Raw genomic sequence first — 25,887 nt, 5'->3', positions numbered from 1 at the left:
CTATGAAGAGGACACACCTTCGACGAATGCAAGGAGAACGGCCATGCCATCGATTACGCCCTCGCTGTGGTTCGACAACAACCTGGAAGAGGCGGCGGAGTTTTACACCTCGGTGTTCCCCAACTCGCGTATCGAGGGCTTCAACCGGACCACCGAGGCCGGGCCCGGGGAGCCGGGGACGGTCCTGTCGGGCAGCTTCGTGCTGGACGGCGCCCGGTTCATCGGCATCAACGGCGGGCCCCACTTCACGTTCAGCGAGGCGGTGTCCTTCACGATCCATTGCAAGGACCAGGACGAGGTGGACTACTACTGGGAGCGGTTGACCGACGGCGGCGAGGAATCCCAGTGCGGCTGGTGCAAGGACCGGTTCGGCCTGAGCTGGCAGGTCATCCCCGACCGGCTCTACGAGCTGATCGGCGACCCGGATCGGACGCGCGCGGCGGCGGCCACTTCGGCGATGTATGGCATGCGCAAGATCATCGTCGCCGACCTCGAGCGCGCGGCGGCGGGGGCACCCGCCCGGTAGGCCGGTCGATCCCTCCCCGCCGGGCCGGCAGGCGTTAGGTTGGTCGGTGCGGACGCGCGCCGACCAGGGGAGTGAAAATGGCTGACGACACCGAGCGAGCCTGCGGTGGGTGAACCGGGCTGGATCGACGTGCCCGGACCGGCCGGGGACCTGAAGGCGCTGACCTGGGGGCCGCCGGACGCCCCGATCGCGTTGTGCCTGCACGGCTTCCCCGACACCGCCTACGGCTGGCGCAACTTCGCGCCGCGGCTGGCTGAGGCGGGGTGGCGGGTCGTCGCGCCGTTCATGCGCGGGTACGCGCCGTCGTCGATCCCGACCGACGGCGATTTTCACATCGGCGCGCTGATGGACGACGCCCTGCGGGTGCGTGCGGCCGCGGGTGGCACCGAGCGTGACGTCGTGATCGGCCACGACTGGGGGGCCATCGCCGCGACCGGCCTCGCCGCGATGCCCGACAGCCCGTTCGCCAAGGCCGTGATCATGTCGGTGCCGGTCTCGGCGGGCTTCCGTCGCCGGGGCGGGGTGGCCGAGCGGGCGCGGCTCATCGGCCACCTACCGCCGCAGCTGCTGCGCAGCTGGTACATCCTCTACTTCCAATTGCCTTGGCTGCCTGAGCGTTCCGCGTCCTGGGTGCTGCCGCTGCTGTGGCGGCGGTGGTCGCCGGGCTATCACGCCGACGAGGACCTGCGGCACGTCGACGCCGCGATCGGCACACCGGAGAGCTGGCGGGCCGCGCTGGGACCGTACCGCGCCACCATCCGCGCGCCGCGACCGCCGGCGAAGTACGCCGAATTGAACCGGTTGTGGACCGAGGCGCCGCTGCTACCGTGTTTGTACCTGCACGGCCGCGACGACGGTTGCATGACATCGGCTTTCACCCGGTGGACGGAAAAGGCCCTGCCCGCGGGCAGCGAGGCCGCCATCGTCGACCACGCGGGACATTTCCTGCAGCTCGAACAGCCGGACAAGGTCGCCAACCTGGTGCTCACCTTCATCGGCTCGCCCGGCTGAGGCCATGGCGGCGCGGCGGATGGCGGCCGTCGATGCGCAGTTCTACTGGATGTCGGCCAAGATACCCAACGACGAGTTCCTGCTGTACGCGTTCGACGGCGAGCCCGCGGATCTCGGGCGCGCGATAGAGGGGGTGTGCCGGCGGGCGCGCGAGTGCGCCGGCCTGACGGTTCGGGTCGCCGAGCGCGGGCGGCTGGCCTATCCGCGGTGGGTGCCCGCGGTGGTCGGGCCGGAATGGGTGGTCCGCCACGACGCCGTAGGCGGCTGGAGCGATTGCCTGACCGCGGTCGTCGGCCTCGCCGCCGACCAGCTGGACGCGCGCCGGATGCCGTGGCGGCTGCACGTGTTCGGCCCGGTGCACGGCATTGCGGGGGTGCCCGGGGCGGGCACCGTCGCGGTCCTGCAGGTCACGCACGCGCTGGCGGACGGCGCGCGCGCCGCGGCGATGGCGGCGTGGCTCTTCGGGCGCGATGCGCCGGTGCCGGAGGTGGCGCGGCCGCCGGCGGGTTTCTTGCCCCGGCGGGCGTTCGACGCGGCGCGCGCCCACCGCCGGCTGGTTCGCGACATCGATGCCGGGGTGGTGGCGCCGCCGCTCGGGCCGCGGCCGCTGCAGGCCACCAACGCTCGTCCGGGCGCCGCCCGATCGGTGCGCACCCTGGTGCGGCGCCGCTCGCAACTGCGCGGGCCGACGGTCACCGTCGGGGTGCTGGCCGCGGTGTCCACCGCGCTGTCCGCACTGCTCGGCGAGGAGGCCGACTCGCTGGGCGCCGAAGTGCCGATGACCAAACCCGGTGTGCCGCATGCGCATAACCACTTCGGGAACGTCGTCGTCGGGCTCTACCCGAAGCTGGGTCTGGATGCCCGGGTCGAGCGGATCGCCGAGGATCTGGCCAACGGCCGGCGCCGCTTCGAGCATCCGGCCACCCGTGCCTCCGACCGGGCGTTCGCCGCGGTTCCCGCGGCGCTATTGCGTTGGGGCATAGCGCAGTTCGACGCCGACATCCGCCCAACCCAGGTGGCCGGCAACACCGTGGTATCCAGCGTTAACCGCGGGGCCGCCGATCTGAGCTTCGGCGGCGCCCGGGTGGTGCTGACGGCCGGATACCCGGCGCTGTCCCCGGTGATGGGGCTGACTCACGGCGTGCACGGCATCGGCGACACTGTCGCGATCAGTGTGCACGCCGCCGCGTCGGCGATCCCGGACATCGACGGCTACGTCCGGCTGCTGGATGCCGCGCTGTGAGAGCTATTGCGCGTCACCGGATCGCGCCGCTTCCTCGCGGGTCATGCCCATGGCGCCGATCAGTTCCTCGTGCAGCTCGAACCACACGGTGTGATACGAGTCGATGAGCGGACGGGAGAGCCAGGCGATGTCGCCCGCTTTGACCTTGTCCAGCGCCGCGCGCAGTTTCGTCGAGTAGGCGCTCAACCGCGGCAATTGCACCGCGGCCGCCCCGATGATCGGCCGCACCCGCGCGTGCACCCGGTCGAGGCGGGCCAGCACCGCGGCGTCGTATTCGGCGTCGTCGTGGGTGTTGGGCGCGCCTTCGGCCCCGCCTTTGAGCTGCCAGTCGGTGACCAGGGCCTTGAAATCGGCGTTCACGGAGCGGAATTCGTCGTAGGCGGCGGCCATCGCGGCCGGGTCGACGCCCTTGCGCTCCTCGGCCAGCAACGCCTCCAACCGGGCGCGGCCGCTGGGGGTGAGCCGCACCGTCGCGCCGTCGACCAGCAGGCCCGACGCGGTCAGCCGCTCGACGATGTCGGCCGGGTCCCGGCCCAGGGTCGCGGCGAGTTCGGCGGGACGCACCCGACCCTTCAGCCGAACCGCTTGCAGCACCGCCAATTCGCTCACGGGGCGACCCCGGCGGTCAGCCGCAGCGCGGTCAGCATGACGACCAACGGGGTGGTCGCCACCACGTCGGTCCACCCGGCCTCGATGGCGGCGCGAACGGCGGCCTCGGAGGTGTCGTCGAGCCTGGGGTGGTCGCCGGTGGCGTGCGCGCGCAGCGGGCTGACCCGCCGCGCGATGTCGGCCAGCTCGCGCAGTTCCGGCGTATCGTTCTCCGACCACGCCGAGGTGCTCAGATCGCCTTCGCGCACTTCGCCTTCGGAGCCGTCGACGGTGATCTGCCGGCCGGCCAGGGCCGCCGCGGCGCCACGGCCGCAGCCCACCACGGCCACCCGGCCGAGTTCGCGGCTGACCACCGCGGCGTGGCTGGCGGCGCCGCCCACCTCGGTGACGATTCCCTGCGCCGCCAGCATGCCCAGGACGTCCTCGGGCCTGGTGTGATCGCGAACCAGGATGACCCGTTCGCCCCGATCGGCCGCGTCCAGCGCCTCGTCGACGTCGGTGTATGCCTTGCCCGATGCCACGCCCGGGCACGCCGGCAGGCCCGTCGCCAAAAGCTTCGCGGCCAAACGTGTTTCGGGCTGCAACGACGGCTGCAGCACAGTCTCGACGTGCGCCGGGGTGACGCGGCGAAGCGCCTCGGCGTCGTCGATGAGCCCGTCGTGGCGCAGCCGGATGGCCAGTCGCACCGCCGCCTGCGCGGAGCGCTCGGCCGCCCGCGTCTGCAGCAGCCACAGCTTGCCGTCCTCGACGGTGAATTCGATCTCCTGGACGTCGGACGCGAGCCGCTCCAGGCGCCGGGCGGCGTCCGTCAGCTCGCGGTAGACGGCCGGTTGCTCGTCGCGCAGGGCCGTGATCGGTCCCACGTCGACCAGCCCCGACACCACGTCGTCGCCCTGGCCGCCGGGCACCCACTCGCCGAACGGTTCGTCGGCGCCGGTTATCGGGTTACGCGAAAAGAATGCCCCGGCACCGGAATTGGAGCCCCGGTTGCCGAACACCATCGCCTGCACGACGACGGCGGTGCCGCCCCGATCGTCGAGCCCGTAGTGCGAGCGGTAGGCGACCGCGCGGGGCGAATCCCAGGAGGCGAACACCGCCTCGATCGCGGCGCGCAGCTGCGCGTGGGGGTCGGCGGGCACCGGCTGGCCCACGACGCGCCGGTACATGCGGGTGAAACGCCGCCGGGTGTCACCGGCGAACTGCGGGCCGCCCTCCGCGGCGAGCGCCTGCTCGACGCCGTCGGTCATCCCGACGTCCAGGATCGTGTCCATCATCCCGGGCATGGACTGCGTGGCGCCCGAGCGCACACTGACCAACAGCGGCCGCGGACTCCGCCCAAAGGTGCGTGAGGTTTCCGCTTCCAGCCAGCGCATCCGGTCGAGCACGTCGGCCCAGATCGCGTCCAGCGTCGCCGCCGGGTCCGCGAGGCAGTCGAGGCCCACCTCGGTCGTGAGGCAGAACGCGGGCGGCACGGGCAGGTTCTGCCGGCGCATCGCGTCGATGCCGTGGCCCTTGTTGCCGAGAAGCTCCCTCGGGTGACGCGCGGTGCCGTCCAGTTCGACCACGGCGGTGCTGGGAGTCGTGGTGCACCCCCCTCGTCGTGCGGCCCGCTCCGCCGGGACCGTCCCGGCGGGCCTCGACGAGTATGTCAGGACTGTCCGCGCAGCAACCCGAAGCCGAAGTTGGTGCCCAACCCGCGGCGCAGCGCCAGGTGGATCCACAGCAGCCCGTAAGGCTCGAGCAGGCGCGCCAAGGTCAGGTCGCCGACGTCGACGGTCTCGAAGCCGAGTTCGCCGACCAGCCCGGCGGTCACCGCCTTGGCGTCGTCATCGTCGCCGCAGACGAACATCACCGGCCGGCCGGGCAGTCGGGGGGCGTCCATCATTGCGGCGCCGATTTGGTTCATCGCCTTGCAGACGCGGGCGCCCGGCGCCCACTTCGCGACTTCCTCGGCCCCGGAGTTGTCGAACCCGACCTCGAGCGCCGCGACGTCGGCGGTCAGCGGGTTGGTGCAATCGATGAGGACCTTGCCCGTCAGATCGCCGCAGCCCTGCACCGCGGCCCGGGTGTTGCGCCATGGCGTGCACAGCACCACGACGTCGGCTGCGGCGGTGGCGAATTCGTTCGTCTCGACCGCGTCGAGCGACGCGTACTTGGGGTCGTCGGGGTTGCGGACCCCGAACATGACCCGGTGGCCCCGGTTGCGCCACGCGGTGCCCAAGGCGTGCCCGACATTGCCCGCCCCGATGATCGCGATCTTGATGTCGCGCTCCTTTCCGGTTCGCGAGGGCCACCCGCTAGGTTTGCACCTATGAATGTGTATGACGCCGGGTTACTGCTCCTGCGGCTGGTGCTGGGACTGACGCTCGCCGCGCATGGCTTCAACAAGTTTTTCGGCGGCGGCCGCATACCGGGCACCGCGCGCTGGTTCGAGAGCATCGGCATGAAGCCCGGCAAGTTCCATGCCACCGTGGCCGCGACCACGGAGATGGCCGCCGGGCTGGGCCTGGCGGCCGGGCTGCTCACGCCGATCCCGGCCGCGGGCTTCGTGTCGCTGATGCTGGTCGCGGCGTGGACAGTGCACCGCGCCAACGGCTTCTTCATCGTCAAGGAGGGCTGGGAGTACAACCTGGTGCTGGCCGTCAGCGCCGTCGTGGTCGCCACGCTGGGCGCCGGGCGGCTCAGCCTGGACTGGGTGATCTTCGGCAAGAACTGGTACGACGGCTGGCCCGGCCTGGCGATCTCGGCGGGGCTCGGCCTCGCCGGCGCGGTCGGCCAGCTGGTCATCTTCTACCGGCCGCCGGTCAAACAGGCGGGTTAGTCGCCGGCGCCGCGAACCGAACGCCACTGCGAGAATCGGCCCGATTTTTCGCAGCCAGGTCCGGCTCGCGCGGAGCTCGCGCAGGCTAGGGCGTCCCGTTCTTCCCGTTCTGACCCAGCAGCAGCCCGGCGTTGCCGCCGGCGCCCGCCGTGCCGGGCGGGGTCCCGGTCCCGCCGTTGCCGCCGTTACCGCCGTCGCCGATTACGACGGCGTTGCCGCCGGTCCCGCCGTTGCCGCCGGTGTTGCCCTCACCGGCGCCGCCGTTGCCGCCGTTGCCGCCGTCGCCGATCACCCCGCCGTTGCCGCCGGTCCCGCCGCGGCCGCCGGTGGTGAGCGCGCTGTCGCCGCCGTTTCCGCCGGCGCCGCCGGCTCCGCCGGAGCCGCTGAGCATGCCGGCGTTGCCGCCGGCCCCGCCGGTCGCGCCGGTTGACCCGCCGCCGCCACCCTGGCCGCCGGCGCCGCCGTCGCCGAAGAACATGCCGGCGTTGCCGCCGGCCCCGCCCGCTCCGCCGGTGCCGGTGCCGGTGTTGTTCCCGCCGCCGCCGCCGGCGCCACCGGCGCCCATGCTCAGGATGCCGGCGTTGCCCCCGTGCCCGCCGGCGCCCGCGGTGGTCTGGCTGGTTCCGCCGGTACCGCCGTTGCCGCCGCCGCCGAACAGCCCGCCGTTGCCGCCGGCCCCGCCGGCCCCGCTGGTGCCGTTGAGGTTGCCGAACCCGCCGGCGCCGCCGGCCCCGCCGTCGCCGGACAGCATGCCGCCGTTGCCGCCCGCCCCGCCGGCCCCGCTGTTCTGCCCGAACCCGCCGTCCCCGCCGATCCCACCGGTGGAGAACAAGCCGCCAGTGCCGCCGGCGCCGCCGGCCCCGCCGGTGCTGTTGGTGTTTACACCCGGTTGGAAGGCCACGCCGCCGGCGCCGCCGTTCCCGGCGGCGCCCGCCATCAGCCCGGCGTTGCCGCCCACCCCACCGGCCCCGGCGGTGGTGCCGGTGGCCGCTGTTCTTCCGCCGGCCCCGCCGGCGCCACCGGATCCGAACAGCGTCGCGGCCCCGCCGGCGCCGCCGGCACCGCCGTTGCCGGCCGCCGAGTTTCCGCCCGCCCCGCCGGCGCCGCCGGCGCCGAACAGACCGCCGCCGGCACCGCCGTTGCCGCCGGCCGCGCCGCTGCCGATCGCGGCGGCCCCGCCGGACCCGCCGTTGCCGAACAGGAGTCCGCCGGCCCCGCCGGCGGCGCCGGTTCCCGCGGCCCCGTTGGCGCCGTTGCCGATCAGCGGGTGGCCGGTCACGGCCTGGATGGGCGCGTTGATCGCGTTAAGCGTTTGCTGTTGCAGTGTGTGCAGCGGGTTGGTGCTGGCGGCCGCGTTGAAGCCGTCCAGGCCCAACAGCTGACCGGCGACGCCGCCGGTGCCCGTCGTGCCCCGCACGATGCCCAGGCCCCCGTTGCCGCCGTTACCGCCGTCGCCGATCAGCAGGCCGTTGCCGCCCGCCCCACCCGCGCCGCCGACGCCGGCGCCGGCCTCGCCGGCGCCCCCGCTGCCGCCGTTGCCGCCGTTGCCGATCAGGCCGGACCTGCCGCCGGCGCCGCCGGCCCCGCCCTGAGAGGTCGCGCCGTCACCGCCGGCGCCGCCCGCTCCCCCCGAGCCGGTCAGCATGCCGGCGACGCCACCGGCCCCGCCACGACCACCGGTCTGGGGGCCGAACCCGCCGTTGCCGCCGGCGCCGCCGTCGCCGAAGAGCAGGCCGCCGTTGCCGCCCGCCCCGCCGGCCCCGCCGATGCCTCCGACGGGGGTGATGCTTTCCCCGCCGGCCCCGCCCGCGCCGCCGGCGGCCATGCTGAGCATGCCGGCGTTGCCGCCGGCCCCGCCCGCCCCGCCGAAGGTTGAGCCGTGCCCACCGGTGCCGCCGGCCCCGCCGCCACCGAACAACCCGCCGGTCCCGCCGGCCCCGCCGAGCCCGCCGCTGCCGCCCACGGTGGCCCCGCCACCGCCGCCGGTGCCGCCGGCGCCGAACATTCCGCCGGCCCCGCCGGCCCCACCGGTGCCGCCGGTGCCGCCCTCGCTGGTCCCGCCGAGCCCGCCGGTGCCGCCGCTGGAGAACAGCCCGCCGGCCCCGCCGGCGCCGCCGTCGCCGCCCGGCAACGTGACGCTGCCGGAATGCCCGCCGGCGCCGCCGGTTCCGGCCGCGCCATAGAGCATCCCGGCGTTGCCGCCGGCCCCACCGTTCCCTGCGGAGGCAAACGCGTTCCCGCCGGCCCCGCCGGCCCCGCCGGAGCCGAACAACCCGGCGGACCCGCCGTTGCCGCCGGTCCCGCCGGTGCCGGCGAAGGCCAGGGGGGCTCCGCCGGAGCCGCCGGCCCCGCCGTTGCCGATCAGCCCGGCGGCCCCGCCGTTGCCGCCGTTGCCGCCGTTGGCACCGCCGGCGGTGCCGGATCCGCCGTTGCCGCCGTTGCCGATCAACCACCCGCCGTTCCCGCCGCTTTGTCCGGTCCCCGCGGCGCCGTTGGCGCCGTTGCCGATCAGCGGGCGCCCGGTCAGCGCCTGGACTTCGCCGTTGACCCCGTCGAACAGGGTCTGCAGCGGCGACACGTTGGCGGCTTCGGCGGCCGCGAACATCGCGCCGCTGGTGCTCATCGTCTGCGTGAATTGCTGATGAAACAGCGCCGCCTCGGCGCCGAGCGCCTGAAACGCCTGGCCGTGGCCGGAGAACAGCGTCGCCAACGCGGCCGACACCTCGTCGGCGCCGGCTGCCAGCACGGCGGTCGTCGGGCCGGCCGCCGCCGCGTGGGCGGCGCTGAGCGCGGATCCGATGTTCTCCACATCGGCAGCCGCGGCAGCCACCAACTCGGGGTCCACTATTACGAACGACATCGCTTTCCTCCCGATCGTCATCAAGCAATCGACTCAAGGATGCGAATCATCGGGGCGACGAACGTCGGTCAAAGCTCGTAAATAGCGCGCGGTAGGGGGTCGTAGATCTGCCCGTCAGCGGTGCTTAGGCATATTTGGCTATGCCGTGCGGCGCTCAGCCTCGGCCGGCCACTTCCTGGGCGAGCTGCACGCGAGAGTTGATGCCCAGCTTGGCGTACACGTGCGTGAGATGGGTTTGCACCGTGCGCCGGGAGATGAAGAGCCGCGCGGCGATCTCGTTGTTGGCCAGCCCGTCAGCGACCAGCCGCGCGACGTCGCGTTCGGTCGGGGTCAGGGAGGCCCAGCCGCTGGTCGGGCGCTTGCGCTCCCCGCGGCCGCGGCGCGCGTAGGCCACGGCCTCGTCGAGCGAGAGCCCGGCGCCCTCCGCCCACGCGCCGTCGAAGTCCTGCTCGCCCATGGCGTCGCGCAGCGCCGCGAGCGTGCGCGCGTGGTCCGCGTCGTAGACGCGGAACCGGACCGCGGCGAGCTGCCGCCGGATCGTGTCCGCGGCCCCCATGAGCCGCGCCGCGTCGCGATGGCTCATGCCGTCGGCGGCCAGCTGGCCGAGACATTCGAGGATGTCGGGGACGGCCAGGTGCGCCCCGCACTCCGCCGCGCAGCCGAGCGCCTTGTGGGCGTCGCGCTCCGCCTGATCCGGCTCGCCCTTGGCGATCGCGACGCGCGCGCGCCTGGTCAGCGCCCGGGCCAGGTGCCAGCCCGCCGACGACGCGACCTGGTGATCGGCCCAGCGTCCGGCCTCGATCAGATCGCCGCGCGCCAGGGCGACCTCGACGATCGGGTTGGCGATCGCCGCTCCCAGCTCGCCCTCCACCGTCACCCGCTGCTGCGCCGCCTCGGTGGCCGCGGCGGCGGCGTCGACATCGCCGGCGGCCAGCGCCGCGGTGGCCAGCACCGCGTAGCTGAATCCCTCGTTGTACGGCCACAAGTCGGACGCCGCCTCCAGCGACGCGGAAGCCGCGGCGGCGGCCGCCTCAACCCGGCCCTGGAACGACAGCACGAGGCTGAGGCTCAGCCGCGCGCCCCACCGGAACAGGACGTCGTGCGCCGCGTCGGCATCGGCGGTCACCGCGCCGAACTGCTCGACGGCCTCGCCCAACTCGCCCTTCATCATGTGCGCCAGACCGAGGGTCCAATGGCACGAGCGCGCATGGAACCGGTCGCCGAGCGAGGCGGCGAGCTCGCAGCCTTCGCGGGACGTCGCCTCCGCGGCGAGGGGATCCCCCGCGTAGAACGCGCCGTTCGCCTGCCAGGTCAGGATTTGGGTCAGCCGCCACTGGTCGCCCAGCGCGCGCGCGATGCCGATGGCCTCGGCCAGGTACGGCCGGGCCGCGTCGGCGCTGTAGGAAGCGATCGCCCCACAGGCGGTGAGTGCCCGCGCCAGCAGCGCGGGATCGTCGATCTCGCGTGCGATCGCCACGGCCTGTTGGGCCTGCTCGAGGTTGTCCCCGATGCTGCGCGACGCGTCCAGCGCCGCCTTGTCCGCCAGGGCGCGCCCGCGCACCACCGCCGAGATCCCCGCGCTGTCCTCGGGGAGGGTGGCGTCGAACCACGCCAGCCCCTCCTGGATGCGGCCCCGGGTCTGCCACAGCGGTTGCAGCGACGACGTCAGCTCCAGCGCCCGTTCGATGTCGCCGGTTCGGCGGCTCCACTCGAACGCCGCCCGCAGGTTGTCGATCTCGGTCTCGACCTGTTCGATGCGCCGCTGATGGTCGGGGTCCGCGGGGCTGTCCAGCAGGGCCGCCAGCGCCGCGTAGTAATCGCGGTGGCGCGCGTGCACCTCGTCGGATTCACCGGATTCGAGCAGCTTGGCCAGCGCGTAGTGGCGCACCGTGTCGAGCAGCCGGAAGCGCGTCCGGTCACTCGCGTTTTCCGCCACGACAAGCGACTTGTCCACCAACTGGGCGAGCCGATCGAAAATGTGGAGTTGCTGCGCGGGGTCGCCGTCGCCGATGACCCGCGCGGCGTCCAGGTCGAACCCGGCCCGGAACACCGCCAGCCGGCGAAACAGGATGCGCTCGGGCTCGCTCAGCAGCTCGTGGGACCAGTCGACCGATTCACCCAGCGTCCGTTTGCGACGGGTTCCGGGACGGACGCCGGTGACCAGCCGGAAGCGGTTGCGCAGCCCGTCGAGGATCTCGGTCAGCGACATCATCCGCACCCGCGCCGCCGCCAGCTCGATCCCCAGCGGCAGCCCGTCCAGGCGGTCGCAGATCTCCCGCACCGCGGCGGTGTCGTCGACGGCGATGCCGAAGTCGGGCCGGGCCAGGCGCGCACGGTCGACGAACAGTTCGATCGCCTCGTCGGCGAGCGACAGCGACGGCACCCGCCACGTCACCTCGCCGGCGACCCCGATCGGCTCGCGGCTGGTGGCCAGGATCGTCAGCTGCGGGCAGGCCCCCAGCAGCGCCACCGCCAGGTCGGCGCACGCGTCGACCAGGTGCTCGCAGTTGTCCAGCACCAGCAACACCTGGCGATCGCCGAGGAACCGCACCAGCGTGTCCGCCGCCGAGCGGCCCGGCTGGTCCGGCAGGCCGAGCGCCCGCAGCGCCGCGACCGCCACCACCTCAGGGTCGGTGACCGCCGTCAGATCGACAAACCACACGTTGCCGTCGAATTCGGCCGCCGCCTGCGCCGCGACCTGAACCGCCAGGCGGGTCTTGCCGACGCCGCCCGCGCCGGCCAGGGTCACCAGCCGGTTCTCCGACAGCGCCTTGGCGACGTCGTTGGTCAGGGTCACTCGACCCACGAACCGGGTCAGCTGCACCGGGAGGCCGTGCGGAACGACGCTGCCGGTGGTGCGCAGCGGCGGGAATTCGACGTCCAGGTCCGAGTGGCACAGCTGCGCCACCCGCTCGGGGCGCGGCAGGTCGCCGAGCTGATGCGTACCGAGATCGGTCAGCCAGGCGTCGGCCGGCAGCTGGTCGACGACCAGGTCGCGGGAGATGCCCGAGAGCAGGATCTGGCCGCCGTGGGCCAGCTCGCGCAGGCGCGCCGCCCGCTCGGGCGTCGCCCCGATGTAGTCGCCGGCGTCGTCCAGCTGGACCTCGCCCGTGTGCACGCCGACCCGCAGCCGAATCGGCGCCAGCGGCGCGCGCTGCAACTCCAGAGCACACGCCACCGCGTCGGTCGCGTGCGCGAAAGCGGCCATGAAGCTGTCGCCGGCGCCCGGCGCGATCGCCAGCACGCCGTCGTGGGCGGGGACGAGCTGCGCGGCGGCGCGATCCAGCCGCGCGAGCGCGGCCGTCATTTGCTCCGGCCGGGACTGCCACAGTCGCTCGGAGCCCTCGAAATCGGCGACAAGCAAGGTCACCGTCCCTGTGGGCATAAACTCCCTGACGCCAGGGTCACTCCTGTTCCATGACCGTATGCCCCCGCGCACATCAGTTTCGCTCATGCCACCCACCGCGTATTTCAAGGGTCCGACACCCACCGAAAACTATGGAGGTCATCGCGGCGGCGGTGCCTGACACGGCCGGCCCGCGCACACGGGCTGCCGCTTTGCCGTGGGCGGTCCTACGACCCCGGGCCTCGCCGCATTTACGACCCCTCATGTTCTGTATCTACGCGATTAGACCGACGTTAGTTCGACGCAATCCCCCGCATATTTGACTCGTTTCCAACACACGTCGGGGGCCGGGATCGCGATTCGCTGCGTTTTCACCCTTCGCCCGACGGCAAGCGAGCGGGAGGGACGGCAATGTCGTACTTGGTAGCGGCCCCGGAGATGCTGGCGGCCGCATCGGCGGATCTGGAGGGCATCCGCTCGGCGTTGAGCGCGGCAAACGCGGCGGCGGCGGCTCCGACCTCCGCGGTGGCGGCGGCCGGCGCCGACGAAATCTCGGCGGCGGTGGCGGCCCTGTTTTCCGGGCATGCCGAGCTGTATCAGGCGCTGAGCGCGCAGGCGGCAAGCTTTCATCAGCAGTTCGTACAGGCGATGAGCGCGGGCGGGGCGCTCTACGCCGAAGCCGAGGCGGCCAACGCGTCGATGATCGGGGCGCCCGCGCAGGCGGCGGCGCAGAACGTCCTGGCCAACTTGGGCATCGGCAACGTCGGCGCCGGCAATGTGGGCGGCGGCAACCACGGCAACCAGAACCTGGGCAGCGGCAACAGCGGTAACCAGAACCTGGGCAGCGGCAACATCGGCAACGGCAACGTCGGCAATGGAAACAGCGGCATCGGCAACATCGGTGACGGCAACCGGGGCAGCCAAAACCTGGGCAGCGGGAACGCCGGCAACAACAACACCGGCTTCGGGAACAACGGCGTCGGCAACCTCGGCGCCGGAAACCTCGGCAACACCAACATGGGCAACGGGAACCTGGGCGCCGGAAACATCGGCAGCGGGAACCGCGGCGACTCGAACATGGGCTTCGGGAACCGTGGCAGCAACAACGTCGGCGCCGCCAACACCGGTAACCACAACATCGGCTTCGGCAACACCGGCAACAACGACATCGGCTTCGGATTGACGGGCGACAACCAGATCGGTTTCGGCGCACTGAATTCCGGCAGCGGCAACCTGGGCTTCGGCAACTCGGGCACGGGGAACATCGGCTTCTTCAACTCGGGCACCGGAAACGTCGGCATCTTCAACTCCGGCAACCACAGCTTCGGCTTCGAGAACTCGGGCAGCCTCAACACCGGGTTCGCCAACTCCGGCCTGGGCAATACCGGCTTCCTGAACAGCGGATTCAGCAACTTCGGTGCGGGCAACGGCGGCTCCAACAACATGGGGATGTTCAACGGCGGCTCCCAGAACTTCGGGATGGGCGATTCCGGCTTCCAGAACACGGGCAACGGGAACGCCGGCTCGCTCAACACCGGCGACTTCAACGCGGGCAACATCAACACCGGGTGGGGAAACTCGGGCGCGAGCAACACCGGCGGCTTCGACTCGGGCAACCTGAACACCGGCTTCGGCAGCGCGATCACCCCGGCCGGGGTGAAGAACTCGGGCTTCGGCACCACCGGCCTGGACAGCTCCGGCTTCTTCAACTCGGGCGGCGACACGTCCGGCTTCCAGAACAGGGGCCTGGCCTTCGAATCGGGCTTCGGCAACTCGGGCAACGGCAACAACGTCGGCATCGACAACTCGGGCAGTTTCCTGGCCGGCATCGGAAACACCGGTTTCGACAACATCGGCATCGGCAACTCGAACGTCTTCAACTCCGGCATCGGCAATTCCGGCAACAGCGACTCGGGCTTCTTCAACAAGCGCGACGCGCAGTCGGGCTTCTTCAACTAAGGACATCTGATGAACTTTTTGGTATTGCCGCCGGAGATCAATTCGGCGCATTTGTACTTGAGCGGTGCGGGGCCGGGGTCGACGTTGGCGGCGGCGGCGGCGTGGGAGGGGTTGGCGGGCGAGTTGGGTTCGGCGGCTTCATCTTTCGGGTCGGTGACGGCGGGGTTGGCGGAGGCGGTGTGGCAGGGTCCGGCCGCGGTGGCGATGGCGGATGCGGCGGCGCCGTATGCGGGGTGGTTGTCGGCGGCGGCGGCCCGGGCGCAGGAGGCGGCCGGGCAGGCGCGGGCGGCGGCGTCGGCGTTTGAGGCGGCGGTGTCGGCGACGGTCCATCCGGCGGTTGTGGCGGCCAATCGGCAGCAGGTGGTGTCGTTGGTGCGCTCAAACTTGTTGGGGCTCAACGCTCCGGCGATCGCGGCGGCCGAGGCGCAGTACGAGGCGATGTGGGCGGCCGACGTGTCGGCGATGGTGGGCTATCACGGCGGGGCGTCGGCGGTGGCAGCCCAGCTCACGCAGGCCGCCGCCCTGCCGGGTATCAATCTGGGCCTGGGCAACATCGGCAACCTCAACCTGGGCGGCGGCAACGTCGGCAACGCCAACGTGGGCGCGGGCAACGTCGGCAACACCAACGTGGGCATGGGAAACCTCGGCAGCGGAAACGTGGGCAGCGGCAACGCCGGCAACAACAACTTCGGCAACGGCAATAGCGGCGCCGGAAACGTCGGCAGCGGAAACCTCGGCGGCGGAAACGTCGGCTCCGGAAATCTCGGCAGCTTCAACATGGGCTCCGGGAACCGCGGCAGCAACGACGTCGGCTTCGGCAACACGGGCAGCCATGACTTCGGCTTCGGCAACACCGGCAGCAACGACATCGGCTTCGGGCTGACGGGTGACAACCAGGTCGGCTTCGGCGCACTGAATTCCGGCAGCGGCAACCTCGGCTTCGGCAACTCGGGGACCGGCAACGTCGGCTTCTTCAACTCGGGCACCGGCAACGTGGGCTTCTTCAACTCGGGCACCGGCAATTTCGGCTTCGGCAACGCGGGCGACACCAACACCGGATTCTGGAACGCGGGCGCCACGAACACGGGATTCGGGAATGCCGGCGAAGTCAACTTCGGCTTCGGCAACGGGGCGTCCTTCAACTTCGGTGCCGGCAACGCGGGCTCCTCCAACTTCGGCTTCGGAAATTCCGGCGGCGACAACACGGGCAGCTTCAACGCGGGCGGTGACAACACGGGGGACTTCAACACCGGCATGTTGAACACCGGATGGGCGAACGGGGGGAACACCAACACGGGCGCCTTCAACACCGGCGACCTCAACACCGGCTTCTTCAGCGCGATCACTCCGGCCGGTATTACCAGCTCCGGTTTCGGTAACACCGGCGCCGGGAGTTCGGGGTTCTTCAACGGGGGTTTCGACAACTCCGGCTTCATGAACACCGGCGCGGGCTTCAACTCCGGCTTCCACAACACGGGCGGCGGGGTCGACGCGGGCATCAACAACTCGGGCGTCTTCGCCGTCGGCATCGGCAACGCGGGTTCCGACGTCACCGGCATCGGGCTCGCGGGCCTGCTCTCGTCGGGCATCCAAAACCTGGGCAACTTCAGCTCCGGCGGCTTCAACCACGGCAGCTCCCAGGCCGGGTTCTTCCACTAAGGGTGCGCCCGAATGACGATCTACGACCCCGCGCCCCGCGAATCTACGAGTTCTGGCCGACGTTGTTCGGTCCACCGCTTCGCATAGTTGGATTGTGATGTCGGACTTTTCGTTGTTGCCGCCGGAGATCAATTCGGCGCGAATGTTCACCGGCGCGGGCGCGGGCCCGCTGTTCGTGGCGGCGGCGGCCTGGGACGGCCTGGCCGCCGACCTGCACTCGTCGGCGTCGTCGTTCGAGTCGGTCGTCTCGGCGCTGATCGGCGGCCCGTGGACGGGCCCGGCGTCGGAGGCGATGGCGGGCGCGGCGGCGCCCTACGTGGCGTGGTTGGCCGGATCGGCGGCGCAGGCCGAAGGCGCGGCCGCACAGGCCCGGGCGGCCGCGACGGCGTTCGAGGCGGCGCAGGCGGCCACCGTGCACCCCGTCGCCGTCGCCGCCAACCGGGTGCAGCTGATGGCGTTGGTGGCGACCAACTTTCTCGGCCAGAACAGCCCGGCGATCGCGGCGACGGAATTCCACTACGGCCAGATGTGGGCGCAGGACGTCGCCGCGATGGCCGGCTACCACGCCGGGGCGATGTCGGTGGCGTCGTCCTTGGCGCCGTTCGCGGCGCCGCCGGTCGAATTGGCCGCCGCGGCGGCGCAGGGCGGCGGAGCCGCCGATCCTCTTTCGGCCCTGGTGGCCGTCCTGCAATCCCTGGTCTCCGGGGCGCCGCTGCAGTCGCTGTCGTCGTTGGCGCAGGTCGCGACGCTGCCCGTGAGCATGCTGATGTCGCCGATCATGTCGCTGGCGCAAGGGGCGAACGCCGGCACGGCGGGATTGGCCAACGCCGCGGCGGTGGGGGCTGATGCCCCGAAGTTAGTCGGCAGCTCCGCTCCGGCGATGACGTCGCTCGGCGGCGGAGGCCTGGGTTCTCCCGTGGCCGCGGGTTTGGGCAAGGCGCGGCTGGTGGGGTCGATGTCGGTGCCTCCCACCTGGCAGGGGTCGACGCCGGCGCGGATGGTCAGTGCGGCGATGTCGGGACTGGGCGGCGAAATGCCCGGCGGCGCCGGGGGAGTCGGCCCCGCGGCGGGCGGCATGCCGATGATGCCGATGCCGATGGGCGGCATGGGCGGCGCCGCGCCTAACGGGATGTTGGGTCGGGGCGGGGCCAGCCCGCATGTGGTGCAGTCGCGGCCCAGCGTGGTGCCGCGGGCCGGGGTCGGATAGGGCGGGGGTGATCGACTTCTACCAAGCGTTCTCGGCAACAAGAACTTTCATGAAAGGAGCAAAGTGATGACTAGTCGGTTTATGACCGATCCGTACGCGATGCGGGAAATGGCGAGCCGTTTCTCGGTGCATGCGCAGACGGTCGAGGACGAGGCGCGACGCATGTGGGCGTCGTCGCAAAGCATTTCGGGTGCGGGCTGGAGCGGGGCGGCCCAGGCGACGTCCTACGACACGATGGGACAGATGAATCAGGCGTTCCGCAACATCGTGAGCATGCTGCACGGCGTGCGCGACGGGCTGGTCCGCGACGCCAACAACTACGAGCAGCAAGAGCAGGCTTCGCAGCAAGCGTTGAGCAGCTAGGAGATTCGGCAATGACGATCAATTACCAATTCGGCGACGTGGACTCGCACGGCGCGCTGATCCGCGCCCAGGCGGCATCGCTGGAGGCCGAGCACCAGGCGATCGTGCGGGACGTGCTGGCGGCGGGCGATTTCTGGGGCGGCGCCGGGTCGGTGGCCTGCCAGGAATTCATCACCCAGTTGGGCCGCAACTTCCAGGTGATCTACGAGCAGGCCAACGCCCACGGCGCCAAGGTTCAGTCCGCGGGCAGCAACATGGCCAGCACCGATTCGGCGGTGGGTTCCGGCTGGGCCTGACCGACGTCCCGGGCGCGGGTCGCACACAACGGCGTGTCGACCCGCGCCCGTGTCATGTCAGAGGCTAAGTGACTGCGGCGGCGGCGGTTTCGGTCGCCATCACCTCGGCGGCCGCCCGCTCACCCGAGCGGATCGCGCCGTCTATCCACCCGCACATGATCGCCGAGCTCTCCGTGCCGGCCCAGTGCACGCGACCGCAGGGCTGCCGCAGGGTGTAACCGAATTCGGTCAGCACGCCGGTCGGGGCGTGGCTGATCATGCCGCCACCGGAGTAGCGCTCGGTAGTCCAGTTCTGTTCGTGGAATTCCAGCGGCGACTTGGCCTTGCTGCCGAACCGATCGACCAGTTCGGCGATGACCGCCGCCTTCCGATCGGCCTCGTCCATGTTCGTCAGCCGGCGTGCGGCCGGCCCCTCGGTGATGACGCACATGATCCCGAGGTCCGCGGTGTCCGTGCAGGCGTCGATGGTGAGTGTGGCCAGGGACCCGGGCGCGGCCGACTGGCCGCACAATCCGTCCGCGCGCCAGAACGGCTCGTCGTAGATGATCGATATCTTGAGGACGGCACCACTTGGCATGCGCTGGTGCAGCAGTGCCCGGTCCACCGGCAGCATCGGCTCGTACACAATCGAACTGGCGATGGCAAGCGGGATCGCGACGATGGCCCGCCGCGCCCGCACCGCCAGGCCGTCCGCGGCGACGGTCACGCCGTCGGCGTCCTGCGTGATCTGTCGGACGGGGCGCGAAAGGTGCAGCGCGTCACCGAGTTCGGCGGCGATCTGCCGGTAGATGGCGCCCATGCCCCCGACGGGCCGCGCGTCCTGGGCGCCGCCCTTGCCCGAGATGACGAAGGTGGGCCCGCCGCCCGACCCCATCTGGGTCAGCGCCCACAGCAGCGACGTCTCCGAGCCGGCCGAGGTGTATACGCCGGACAGCGCCATGTCCAGCATCTCGCGGGCCTGCTTGGACATGGTGTTCTTGTCGATCCATTCGCCGAGGCTGATGCGGTCCCACTCGGCCGCGTTCTTTGCCTCCCACGGGGTTTCGCGCGGGACCGCTTTGCACATGTTCTCGATCGAGAGCAAACCGACGCCGAGGTTGGCGACCGCCCACGGGCTCATCGACCAGGGGATGGTGCCGCCGTAGCGGTGCTTCTTTCCGTCGACGATCATCATCGCGTCGCCGTCGTTGTGCTGCTTGTATTCCGGCACGCCGAACTCGGCCATCATCGCGTAGATGCGATCCTGGCCCGGTCCGACCCAGGCGCCACCGCGGTCGATCCAGGTGCCGTCGTCGCGAGTGACCGTGAACGTGCGGCCGCCGACGCGCTCGCGCGCCTCCAGCAAGGCCACCGAGCGACCGGCCTGCTTGAGCCGCAGGGCGGCCGTCAAACCCGCGAACCCGGCCCCGACCACGCAGTAATCGACATCCGACACGACTGGCTCCTTCACTGGTCAAGCCCGGGCCCGCCCCAAAGCAGCAAACTACACCGATCGGGAGGCCGGTAGTAGCGTGTTCACCCCGATTTCTCGGGCGCTTCAAATCCCTTGACGCGACGGGTCAGAGGTGATGGGCCTGATTGCCGCCGCGGCGTTTGGCGGTGTACATCGCGCTGTCCGCGACGTCGATGAGTTTCTCGATGAGCCCGGGAATGTCGGACGTGCCCATCGGGGACAGTTCGGCGGTGGCCGTACCGATGCTGGCCGTCAGCCCCTGCGGCAGGGCGGCGATGGCGGAGGCCAGCCGCGCCGAGACCGCCTCGGCGTCCTGCGCGGGGCCGATGGTGGCGATGAGGAACTCTTCGCCGCCCGCGCGGCACAGCACCGCCGTCGGCGCGGCTTGCTGCTCGAGCACCTCGGCGACCGCGATCAGCGCGCGATCGCCCGCGGCGTGGCCGTGGGTGTCGTTGATGCGCTTGAACGCGTCCAGGTCGACCATGGTCATGGTCAGGTGGGTGTCGTCGGCGCGCGGATCGCGGAGTCTGCGGCTGAGGGCGGCGGCGAACGCTCGGCGGTTGAACAGCCCCGTCAGCGAGTCTTCGTCGGCGCGCTCCGCGTAAGTCCCCATGGCCCGCGACATCCCGCGCATCGCCACGGGGAACGACACGTTGAGCATCGCGATCACCCAAAACGCGGCGAGCCCGGTTCCCACGTCGACCTCACGCGCCAGGTGCACCGCGGTCGCGACGGTGACGATGCCCGCCAGGGTGGCGCTGAACGCCAGAAATCTGTTGTTGTGGAACAGCGCGACGTACCCGCTGTTCGTGGCCATGGCGCAGCAGCCGACGGCGGCCAGGGCGGCGGTCGGTTGGGTCAGGCTCCACCCCGCGATGCATGTCGCGGCGATGACTCCGAAAACTTCCGATTGGATCCGGGTCGGCCAGCGCGTCAACCAGTAGACGCTTACCGCGACGACGAAGACCGCCGCGCCCGCGTCGACGAGCACCACTTCGGCCGTCGGGCGACGCGTGCTGAGCATGGTGGCCACCGGTACCAGCGCCGATACCGAGGAGATGACGGCCAGGGTCACCTGTGCCGCGCGAAGCAGTCCGCGCTCGCGCAAGGTAGCCGTGATCCAGTCGAAATGATCGGGCTGGCCCAGCCACGACTTGACCGCGGACACGCTGCACACCTCCCTTCAGGGGATAGCTCAGCACCAAACCGCGCCCGGCGTTGCAAATCCAACGAAACGGCGATCCCGACCCGTCAACTCGGTCGATCGTGGCGCAACAGTGCCGCGAGCTCGTCGCGGCTGGTCACGCCCGTTTTGGCCATGGCCCGATAGATATGGCCCTCGACCGTACGGAGGGATAGCGTCAGCCGCTCGGCGACGGCGCGGCCGGACAACCCCTGTCCGAGCAGCATCACGATCTCGCGCTCGCGATCCGTGAACGGCACCCGTTCGGTGCCATGGCGTTGCGCCGGAGTGCGGGCGCCGCCGCACCTTTCGGCCAGCGCGTCCGCTCGGGCCGAGCACTTCAACGCCGATCCGCGCAAGGCGTCGCGGCGATAGGCGATGGCCGCGTGCGCGGCCGCGTCGACCGCGGCGACCATGTCCCCGATCTCCTCGAATTGCTCCGACACCGAGGCCAACTCGGCGCCGTCGCCAGCCTGCAGGGCCGTCGCGAACCGCGCCGCGATGCCGGCGCGCGGTCCCTCCACGATGGTGTCCAGCTCGCGCAGTCGCGGCGCGCGCGTGGTGTCACCGAACTGGGTGGCGGTCTGTAGGCACATCACTTCGGCGGCGAATTGTTTATTGGCACAGGCAGTTTCGGCCGCCGACCCCGCGATGTCGATCGCTTCGCTGATCGCCCCCTGGCACGCGGCCACCCAGGCGTGTGCCAATTGGCGCTCGTATTCGACGAATCCATAGCTGCGATGGTGTTCCGCTTCGACAGCGTTGAGCGCGGCCACCGCGTCGGCGGTCGAGCCGGACATCGCCAGCGCCGTGGTGAGCGGAACCAGGTATCGGTACCGAAAACCGTTGGAATCGCCGGCGAAGAACTCCACGACGGTCGTCAAGAGTGTCCTGGCTTGGTCTAAGCGGCCCGAGCCGAGCGCGACCCGCCCCGCGATCGCGGTGCTGATCAGCCGAGCGACGCCGGGGACGTCCACTGTCTCCGCACGCGCGCGCTGGGCCAACGAATTCGCCTCGCCCATCCGGCCGCACTGCAGCAGCGCGCCGACATGGCGGTCCACGATGAGGAGTCTCATGTGGGCGGCGACGCCGCTGCGCTGCGCGCATGCATAACCGATTGCTGCGGTGCGGTCGGCCTCGGCGGCGCGCCCCGCATCCCCGTTGGCCACGACCAGCGCCCACGCCGCCGCCGAGCTGATGACCCCGGGCAGCCGCTCCAGATCGACGCCTTCGCCGGAATCCCGTGCCCTTTCCGGCTGGCCCATCGATGCCCAGTAGACGGCCAGGTAGGCGGCGCTCCAGCTACGGGTGGAGGTCGTCGCGACGCGCGCGGCTTCGTCGAGAAGCTCCTTCGCCCCATCGGGATCGGCGAGCCCCCACAGCTTGTTGAACCCGCGGTTGCCGAGCAGGAACACCCGGTCGGCCTCGGTCAGACCCTCGGTTGGCGTCGCGGCGACCATCGCGTCGGCCTCCTCGCCACGGCCCTGCCATGCCAGCGCGAAGGAACGAATGTTGTACGCCTGCACGCCCGCGCCCGCCCGAATGGCCTCGGCCGCGAGCCGGTCGGCCAGGGGGGCGTCCGCCAGGAACATGGCCCCCTCGGCGGCCCTGACGAGCAAGTCCGGGTCTGGGCTGCGATCGGACTCAGCGGTTAACACCGCTCGCCGCACCAGGGTTCGAACCTCGTCGCGCTCCTCGGACTCGGCGAGCTGCGCGGCGACCCGGCCGCGCAACCTGCGCAGCCTGGTCGACGGGACCCGCTTCCGGCGCAGCTCGCCATAAAGGGGATGCGCGAGCCGAACTTCGAGGCGGCCGTCGACTTTGCCCAGGGTGATCAAGCCACGCACGTCGGCGTCTTCGATCGCGGCCGGGTCGACGATCCGCTCCAGCGATGCCAGTTCGATCGGCTCCCCGACCGCGAGCGCGTCCACGACGTCGCCGACCGCATCGGGCAGCATTCCTATCCGCGACTCGATCAGTTCGGCCAGGCTGGGCGGCACGATCGGATCGCCGCTCCACCTCCAATGGCCGTGCCGTTGCGCCAGCCGCCCGTCAGACACCTCCTGCTCGACGATGTTGCGGAGGTACAGCGCATTGCCGCGCGTGAGCTTCCACAAGCGCTGGACGGCGTCCGGATCCACCGGGCCCTCCAGCGCCGCCGACAACAGCGTTGTCGTTTCATCCGCCGAAAGGGGCTGCAAGTCAAGGCGTTCGAACTGTGCGCCGCGCCACACGTCCTGTACCGCGGCGGGTACGGGCTCGCCGCTGCGGATCGTCAACACCACCGTGGCCGCTTGCCGCTGGACGATCTGATGCAGGACGAAGGCCGACAGGTCGTCGAGCAGATGCGCGTCGTCGACGGCGACGGCAACCGGGATGTGCGGAGGAGCGGCGGTCACCGACTCGATCACGTCGCGGACGAGGTGAACCAACTGGCTGCCTTCGGGTGGCGGCGAGCTCATCCAGGCGGCGAACGGCCCCAGTGGCAGCGACTGCGCCGACGCGGTGCCCCCGGCCCAGCGGGTTTCCCACCCTCGCGAGGCCGCGGCCGAGAGCGCTTCGCGCGCAACGCGACTCTTTCCGACGCCGGCCGCGCCGGAGACGACGATCCCGGGCGTCGCCGGCTCGGCGATGGCGGCGTCGATCACCGCCATTTCCTGCGATCGGCCGGTCAACGGCCACGATAAGCGCAACCGTCAACTCGATCGATCTTGGCGCAACAGCTCCGCGAGTTCGTCGCGGCTCGTCACCCCGGTTTTGGCCATGGCCCGGTAGATATGGCCCTCGACGGTACGAAGGGACAACGTCAACCGCTCGGAAACCGCGCGGCCGGACAACCCCTGTCCGAGCAGCATGACGATCTCGCGCTCGCGATCGGTGAGCGGCAGCCGCTCACTGGCTCGGCGCAGCGCCGGAGTGCGCGCGCCGCCGCACCTTTCGGCCAGCGCGTCCGCTCGGGCCGAGCACTTCAACGCCGAGCCCCGCAGGTCGCCGCGGCGATAGGCGATGGCCGCGTGCGCGGCCGCGTCGACCGCGGCGACCATGTCCCCGATCTCCTCGAATTGCTCCGACACCGAGGCCAACTCGGCGCCGTCGCCAGCCTGCAGGGCCGTCGCGAACCGCGCCGCGACGCCAACGCGCGGGCCCTCCACGATCGTCTCCAGCTCGCGCAGTCGCGGCGCGCGCGTGGTGTCACCGAACTGGGTGGCGGTCTGCAGGCACATCACTTCGGCAGCGAATTGTCCATTGACACAGGCGGTTTCGGCCGCCGATCCCGCGATGCCGATCGCTTCGCTGACCGCGCCCTGGCACGCGGCGACCCAGGCCCTGGCGATGCCGTGCTCGTAGTCCAGGTAGAGCCAGCTGGGATGGCGGTGGCGCTCGAGCGCGGCGAGCGCGGCGGCGGACTCGTCGCCGAGCCCTTGTACGGCCAGCGCGGTGACGATCGGCAACCTATACCGGTAGGCGAAGCCGTTGCGCTCGCCGGTGGCGACTAAGACGTCGACGGCCGGCTGCAACAGCGCGGCGGCCTCGTCGAGGCGACCGGCGCCGGCGGCGGCGCGGCCCGCCAGCGCGGTGCTGACCAGCGATGCGGCGCCGGGCAGGGTGGCGGCCTCCTGCCGCAGGCGTTCGGCCAGGCAGATCGCGTCGCCTATCCGACCGCCCAGCAGGAGCGCTCCCAGGTGGGCGTCGGCGAGCACGAACCGCATGTGGGCGGCGTCGAACGAGCGGACCGCGATGCTGTACGCGCGCTCGGCGGCCGCCACCGCGTCGGAGACGCGACCGGCGTCGCCCGCGGCGACGACAATCCCCCAACTTGCCACCGTGTCGACGATCGCGTGTAGGAGATCGACGTCGAGTTCCCGCGCCGATGCCATTGCCGCGTCCGGTTGCCCCATCGCCGCCCAGTACATGGCGCGGGCCGCGTGCAGACTGCCCCGGGCGCGCGGCGATGTTTTTGCCACGGCGTCGTCGATGTGCTGTTTGGCACCGCGGCCGTCCGCCAGTGACCACAACATGTTGACGGCGCGCAGGCAGGCGCGGCGGGCCTCGTTGGCTTCGTCGAGCTGGGCCGCAGGTATGTCGGCAAGGGCATCGTCCGCCTCCTGGCCGCGGCTGAGCCATGAAAGTGCATGCGCCCGAACAAAGTTCGCTTCCGCGCCGGCGCCGGCACGGATCGCGGCTTCCGCCAGCCGGTCCGCCAGGGGAAGGTCGGCCAGCCAGACGGCGCCCTGCGCGGCGCGCAGGAGCAGCTCGGGATCGAGCGGCAGGTCGGAGTCCAGGCTCAATGCCGCCCGCCGCACCACGGTCCGCATGTCATCGCGCCGGTCGGATGACGCGAGTTCGGCGGCGACGAGCCCGCGCAGGCGACGAAGCCTCGTCGGCGCGGCGCGTTGCCTGCGCACCTCGGCGTAGAGGGGATGGGCCAGCCGCACCTGCGTCTGATCTTCCGCGGTCTCCAGGGTGACGAGGCTGCGGAGGTCGGCCTCTTCGACCGCCGCGGCATCCGTGATCCGCGTGAGTGACTCCAGCTCGATGGGTTCACCGACCGCGAGGAGGTCGACGACGTCGCCGACCGCGGGCGGCACGGCGCCGATCCGGGAGTCGATCAACTCGAGCAGGCTCGGCGGTAGAACCGGTTCGCCGGTCCAGCGCCAGCAACCGTGCTCGGCCACCAGGCGGCCGTCGGTGAATTCCCGCTCGACGATGTTGCGCACATACAACGGGTTGCCGCGGGTCAGCGTCCACAGCCATTCGGCCGCATTCCGATCCAGCCGGCCGCCGAGGGCGGTCGACACCAGCGCCGTCGTCTCGTCCCCGGACAACGGCTGGACGTCGAGCCGGTCGAACGCGCTTCCCGCCCACAGCTCCTGCGTCGCGGATGGGATCGGTTCACCGCTGCGTGTCGTGAGGACGAGCTTCGCCGCGGCCCGCTGGACGATTTGCTGCAGCGCGAATACCGATAGGTCGTCGAGGAGATGCGCGTCGTCGACACCGACGACTACCGGAGCGCCGTCCGGGGACGCGGTGAGCTCCTCGATCACCGCGCGGACCAGTTGCAGGCTGTCGACGCCGGCCGGCGCAGTCCACGACGAGAGCGCGCCGAATGGCAGTAGTCGGCCCGCGGTGGTGCCTACCACCCAACGGACGACGCAGCCTTGCGAGGTGGCCACCGCAAGCGCCTCCCGGGCGAGTCGGCTCTTGCCGACGCCCGCAACGCCGCACACGAGGATGCCTGCCGAGTCGGGATCCGCAATCGCGGACCCGATGCTCCGCAGCTCCTCCGCGCGCCCAGTCAGGGGCCACGACAAACGCATCGGGACAGCATAGGAACCACCGGGCATGGCCGC

General features: G+C 71.4%; 17 protein-coding genes and 2 pseudogenes. 9 read left to right on the top strand and 10 right to left on the bottom strand.

Annotated elements, in window-relative coordinates:
- Positions 1 to 43: 43 nt before the first annotated feature.
- The 3 genes from AC5Y7V_RS26300 (at position 44) to AC5Y7V_RS26290 (ending at position 2,780) form a co-directional block, all read left to right on the top strand.
- Complete coding sequence (locus tag AC5Y7V_RS26300; protein WP_499882981.1) at positions 44 to 526, top strand: VOC family protein; 483 nt, start codon at positions 44 to 46, stop codon at positions 524 to 526.
- Between the two features lie 105 nt (positions 527 to 631).
- Positions 632 to 1,537, top strand: coding sequence for an alpha/beta fold hydrolase (locus AC5Y7V_RS26295; RefSeq protein ID WP_499882980.1), 906 nt, complete (start codon positions 632 to 634; stop codon positions 1,535 to 1,537).
- Between the two features lie 4 nt (positions 1,538 to 1,541).
- A complete protein-coding gene (locus tag AC5Y7V_RS26290) occupies positions 1,542 to 2,780 on the top strand; it encodes a WS/DGAT domain-containing protein (protein ID WP_499882979.1) in 1,239 nt (412 codons plus the stop codon).
- Positions 2,781 to 2,783: 3 nt separating this feature from the next.
- Here the strand turns inward: AC5Y7V_RS26290 and AC5Y7V_RS26285 are convergent, their stop codons facing one another.
- The 3 genes from AC5Y7V_RS26285 to AC5Y7V_RS26275 form a co-directional block, all read right to left on the bottom strand.
- Positions 2,784 to 3,389, bottom strand: coding sequence for a winged helix DNA-binding protein (locus AC5Y7V_RS26285; RefSeq protein WP_499882978.1), 606 nt, complete (start codon positions 3,387 to 3,389; stop codon positions 2,784 to 2,786).
- Positions 3,386 to 4,954, bottom strand: a complete 1,569-nt coding sequence (locus AC5Y7V_RS26280) for a pyruvate, phosphate dikinase (RefSeq protein WP_499882977.1) — start codon at positions 4,952 to 4,954, stop codon at positions 3,386 to 3,388. Before AC5Y7V_RS26280 ends, AC5Y7V_RS26285 begins: the two co-directional genes overlap by 4 nt.
- Before the next feature lie 83 nt (positions 4,955 to 5,037).
- Positions 5,038 to 5,646, bottom strand: a complete 609-nt coding sequence (locus tag AC5Y7V_RS26275; RefSeq protein WP_499883066.1) for an NADPH-dependent F420 reductase — start codon at positions 5,644 to 5,646, stop codon at positions 5,038 to 5,040.
- Positions 5,647 to 5,700: 54 nt separating this feature from the next.
- Here AC5Y7V_RS26275 and AC5Y7V_RS26270 point away from each other — a divergent pair, with 54 nt between their 5' ends.
- Complete coding sequence (locus AC5Y7V_RS26270) at positions 5,701 to 6,210, top strand: DoxX family protein (RefSeq protein ID WP_499882976.1); 510 nt, start codon at positions 5,701 to 5,703, stop codon at positions 6,208 to 6,210.
- A gap of 1,204 nt (positions 6,211 to 7,414) precedes the next feature.
- Here AC5Y7V_RS26270 and AC5Y7V_RS26265 read toward each other — a convergent pair.
- The 3 genes and pseudogenes from AC5Y7V_RS26265 to AC5Y7V_RS26255 form a co-directional block, all read right to left on the bottom strand.
- Positions 7,415 to 7,510: pseudogene (locus tag AC5Y7V_RS26265) on the bottom strand (hypothetical protein); the annotation flags it as partial.
- Positions 7,511 to 8,560: 1,050 nt separating this feature from the next.
- Positions 8,561 to 9,070 (bottom strand): annotated as a pseudogene (locus AC5Y7V_RS26260) (PE family protein); the annotation flags it as partial.
- Positions 9,071 to 9,224: 154 nt separating this feature from the next.
- Positions 9,225 to 12,455 carry a LuxR C-terminal-related transcriptional regulator gene (locus AC5Y7V_RS26255; RefSeq protein WP_499882975.1) on the bottom strand — a complete coding sequence of 1,077 codons (3,231 nt, stop codon included), beginning with the start codon at positions 12,453 to 12,455 and terminating at the stop codon, positions 9,225 to 9,227.
- Positions 12,456 to 12,827: 372 nt separating this feature from the next.
- Here AC5Y7V_RS26255 and AC5Y7V_RS26250 point away from each other — a divergent pair, with 372 nt between their 5' ends.
- From AC5Y7V_RS26250 to AC5Y7V_RS26230, 5 genes are all read left to right on the top strand, one after another.
- Positions 12,828 to 14,375 (top strand): PE domain-containing protein, encoded by a 1,548-nt coding sequence (locus AC5Y7V_RS26250; protein ID WP_499882974.1) that lies wholly within the window; start codon positions 12,828 to 12,830, stop codon positions 14,373 to 14,375.
- A gap of 9 nt (positions 14,376 to 14,384) precedes the next feature.
- Complete coding sequence (locus AC5Y7V_RS26245; RefSeq protein WP_499882973.1) at positions 14,385 to 16,034, top strand: PPE family protein; 1,650 nt, start codon at positions 14,385 to 14,387, stop codon at positions 16,032 to 16,034.
- 94 nt (positions 16,035 to 16,128) lie between these two features.
- Positions 16,129 to 17,241, top strand: a complete 1,113-nt coding sequence (locus AC5Y7V_RS26240) for a PPE family protein (RefSeq protein ID WP_499882972.1) — start codon at positions 16,129 to 16,131, stop codon at positions 17,239 to 17,241.
- A gap of 66 nt (positions 17,242 to 17,307) precedes the next feature.
- Positions 17,308 to 17,604 (top strand): WXG100 family type VII secretion target, encoded by a 297-nt coding sequence (locus AC5Y7V_RS26235; RefSeq protein ID WP_499882971.1) that lies wholly within the window; start codon positions 17,308 to 17,310, stop codon positions 17,602 to 17,604.
- An 11-nt stretch (positions 17,605 to 17,615) separates the two neighbouring features.
- Entirely contained in the window at positions 17,616 to 17,900 is a 285-nt protein-coding gene (locus tag AC5Y7V_RS26230) for a WXG100 family type VII secretion target (RefSeq protein WP_068108167.1), read from the top strand.
- Between the two features lie 64 nt (positions 17,901 to 17,964).
- On the opposite strand, the gene AC5Y7V_RS26225 is transcribed toward AC5Y7V_RS26230, so the two are convergent.
- From AC5Y7V_RS26225 to AC5Y7V_RS26210, 4 genes are all read right to left on the bottom strand, one after another.
- On the bottom strand, positions 17,965 to 19,335 hold the full coding sequence (locus AC5Y7V_RS26225; RefSeq protein ID WP_499882970.1) for a flavin monoamine oxidase family protein: 1,371 nt from the start codon (positions 19,333 to 19,335) through the stop codon (positions 17,965 to 17,967).
- 124 nt (positions 19,336 to 19,459) lie between these two features.
- Positions 19,460 to 20,521 (bottom strand): GGDEF domain-containing protein, encoded by a 1,062-nt coding sequence (locus AC5Y7V_RS26220; RefSeq protein WP_499882969.1) that lies wholly within the window; start codon positions 20,519 to 20,521, stop codon positions 19,460 to 19,462.
- 83 nt (positions 20,522 to 20,604) lie between these two features.
- On the bottom strand, positions 20,605 to 23,211 hold the full coding sequence (locus AC5Y7V_RS26215) for a LuxR C-terminal-related transcriptional regulator (protein ID WP_499882968.1): 2,607 nt from the start codon (positions 23,209 to 23,211) through the stop codon (positions 20,605 to 20,607).
- A 21-nt stretch (positions 23,212 to 23,232) separates the two neighbouring features.
- A complete protein-coding gene (locus AC5Y7V_RS26210; RefSeq protein WP_499882967.1) occupies positions 23,233 to 25,854 on the bottom strand; it encodes a LuxR C-terminal-related transcriptional regulator in 2,622 nt (873 codons plus the stop codon).
- Positions 25,855 to 25,887: the final 33 nt, after the last annotated feature.

The organism is Mycobacterium sp. NGS34 (assembly GCF_059812845.1).
This window is presented reverse-complemented; position numbering and strand designations above follow the sequence as displayed.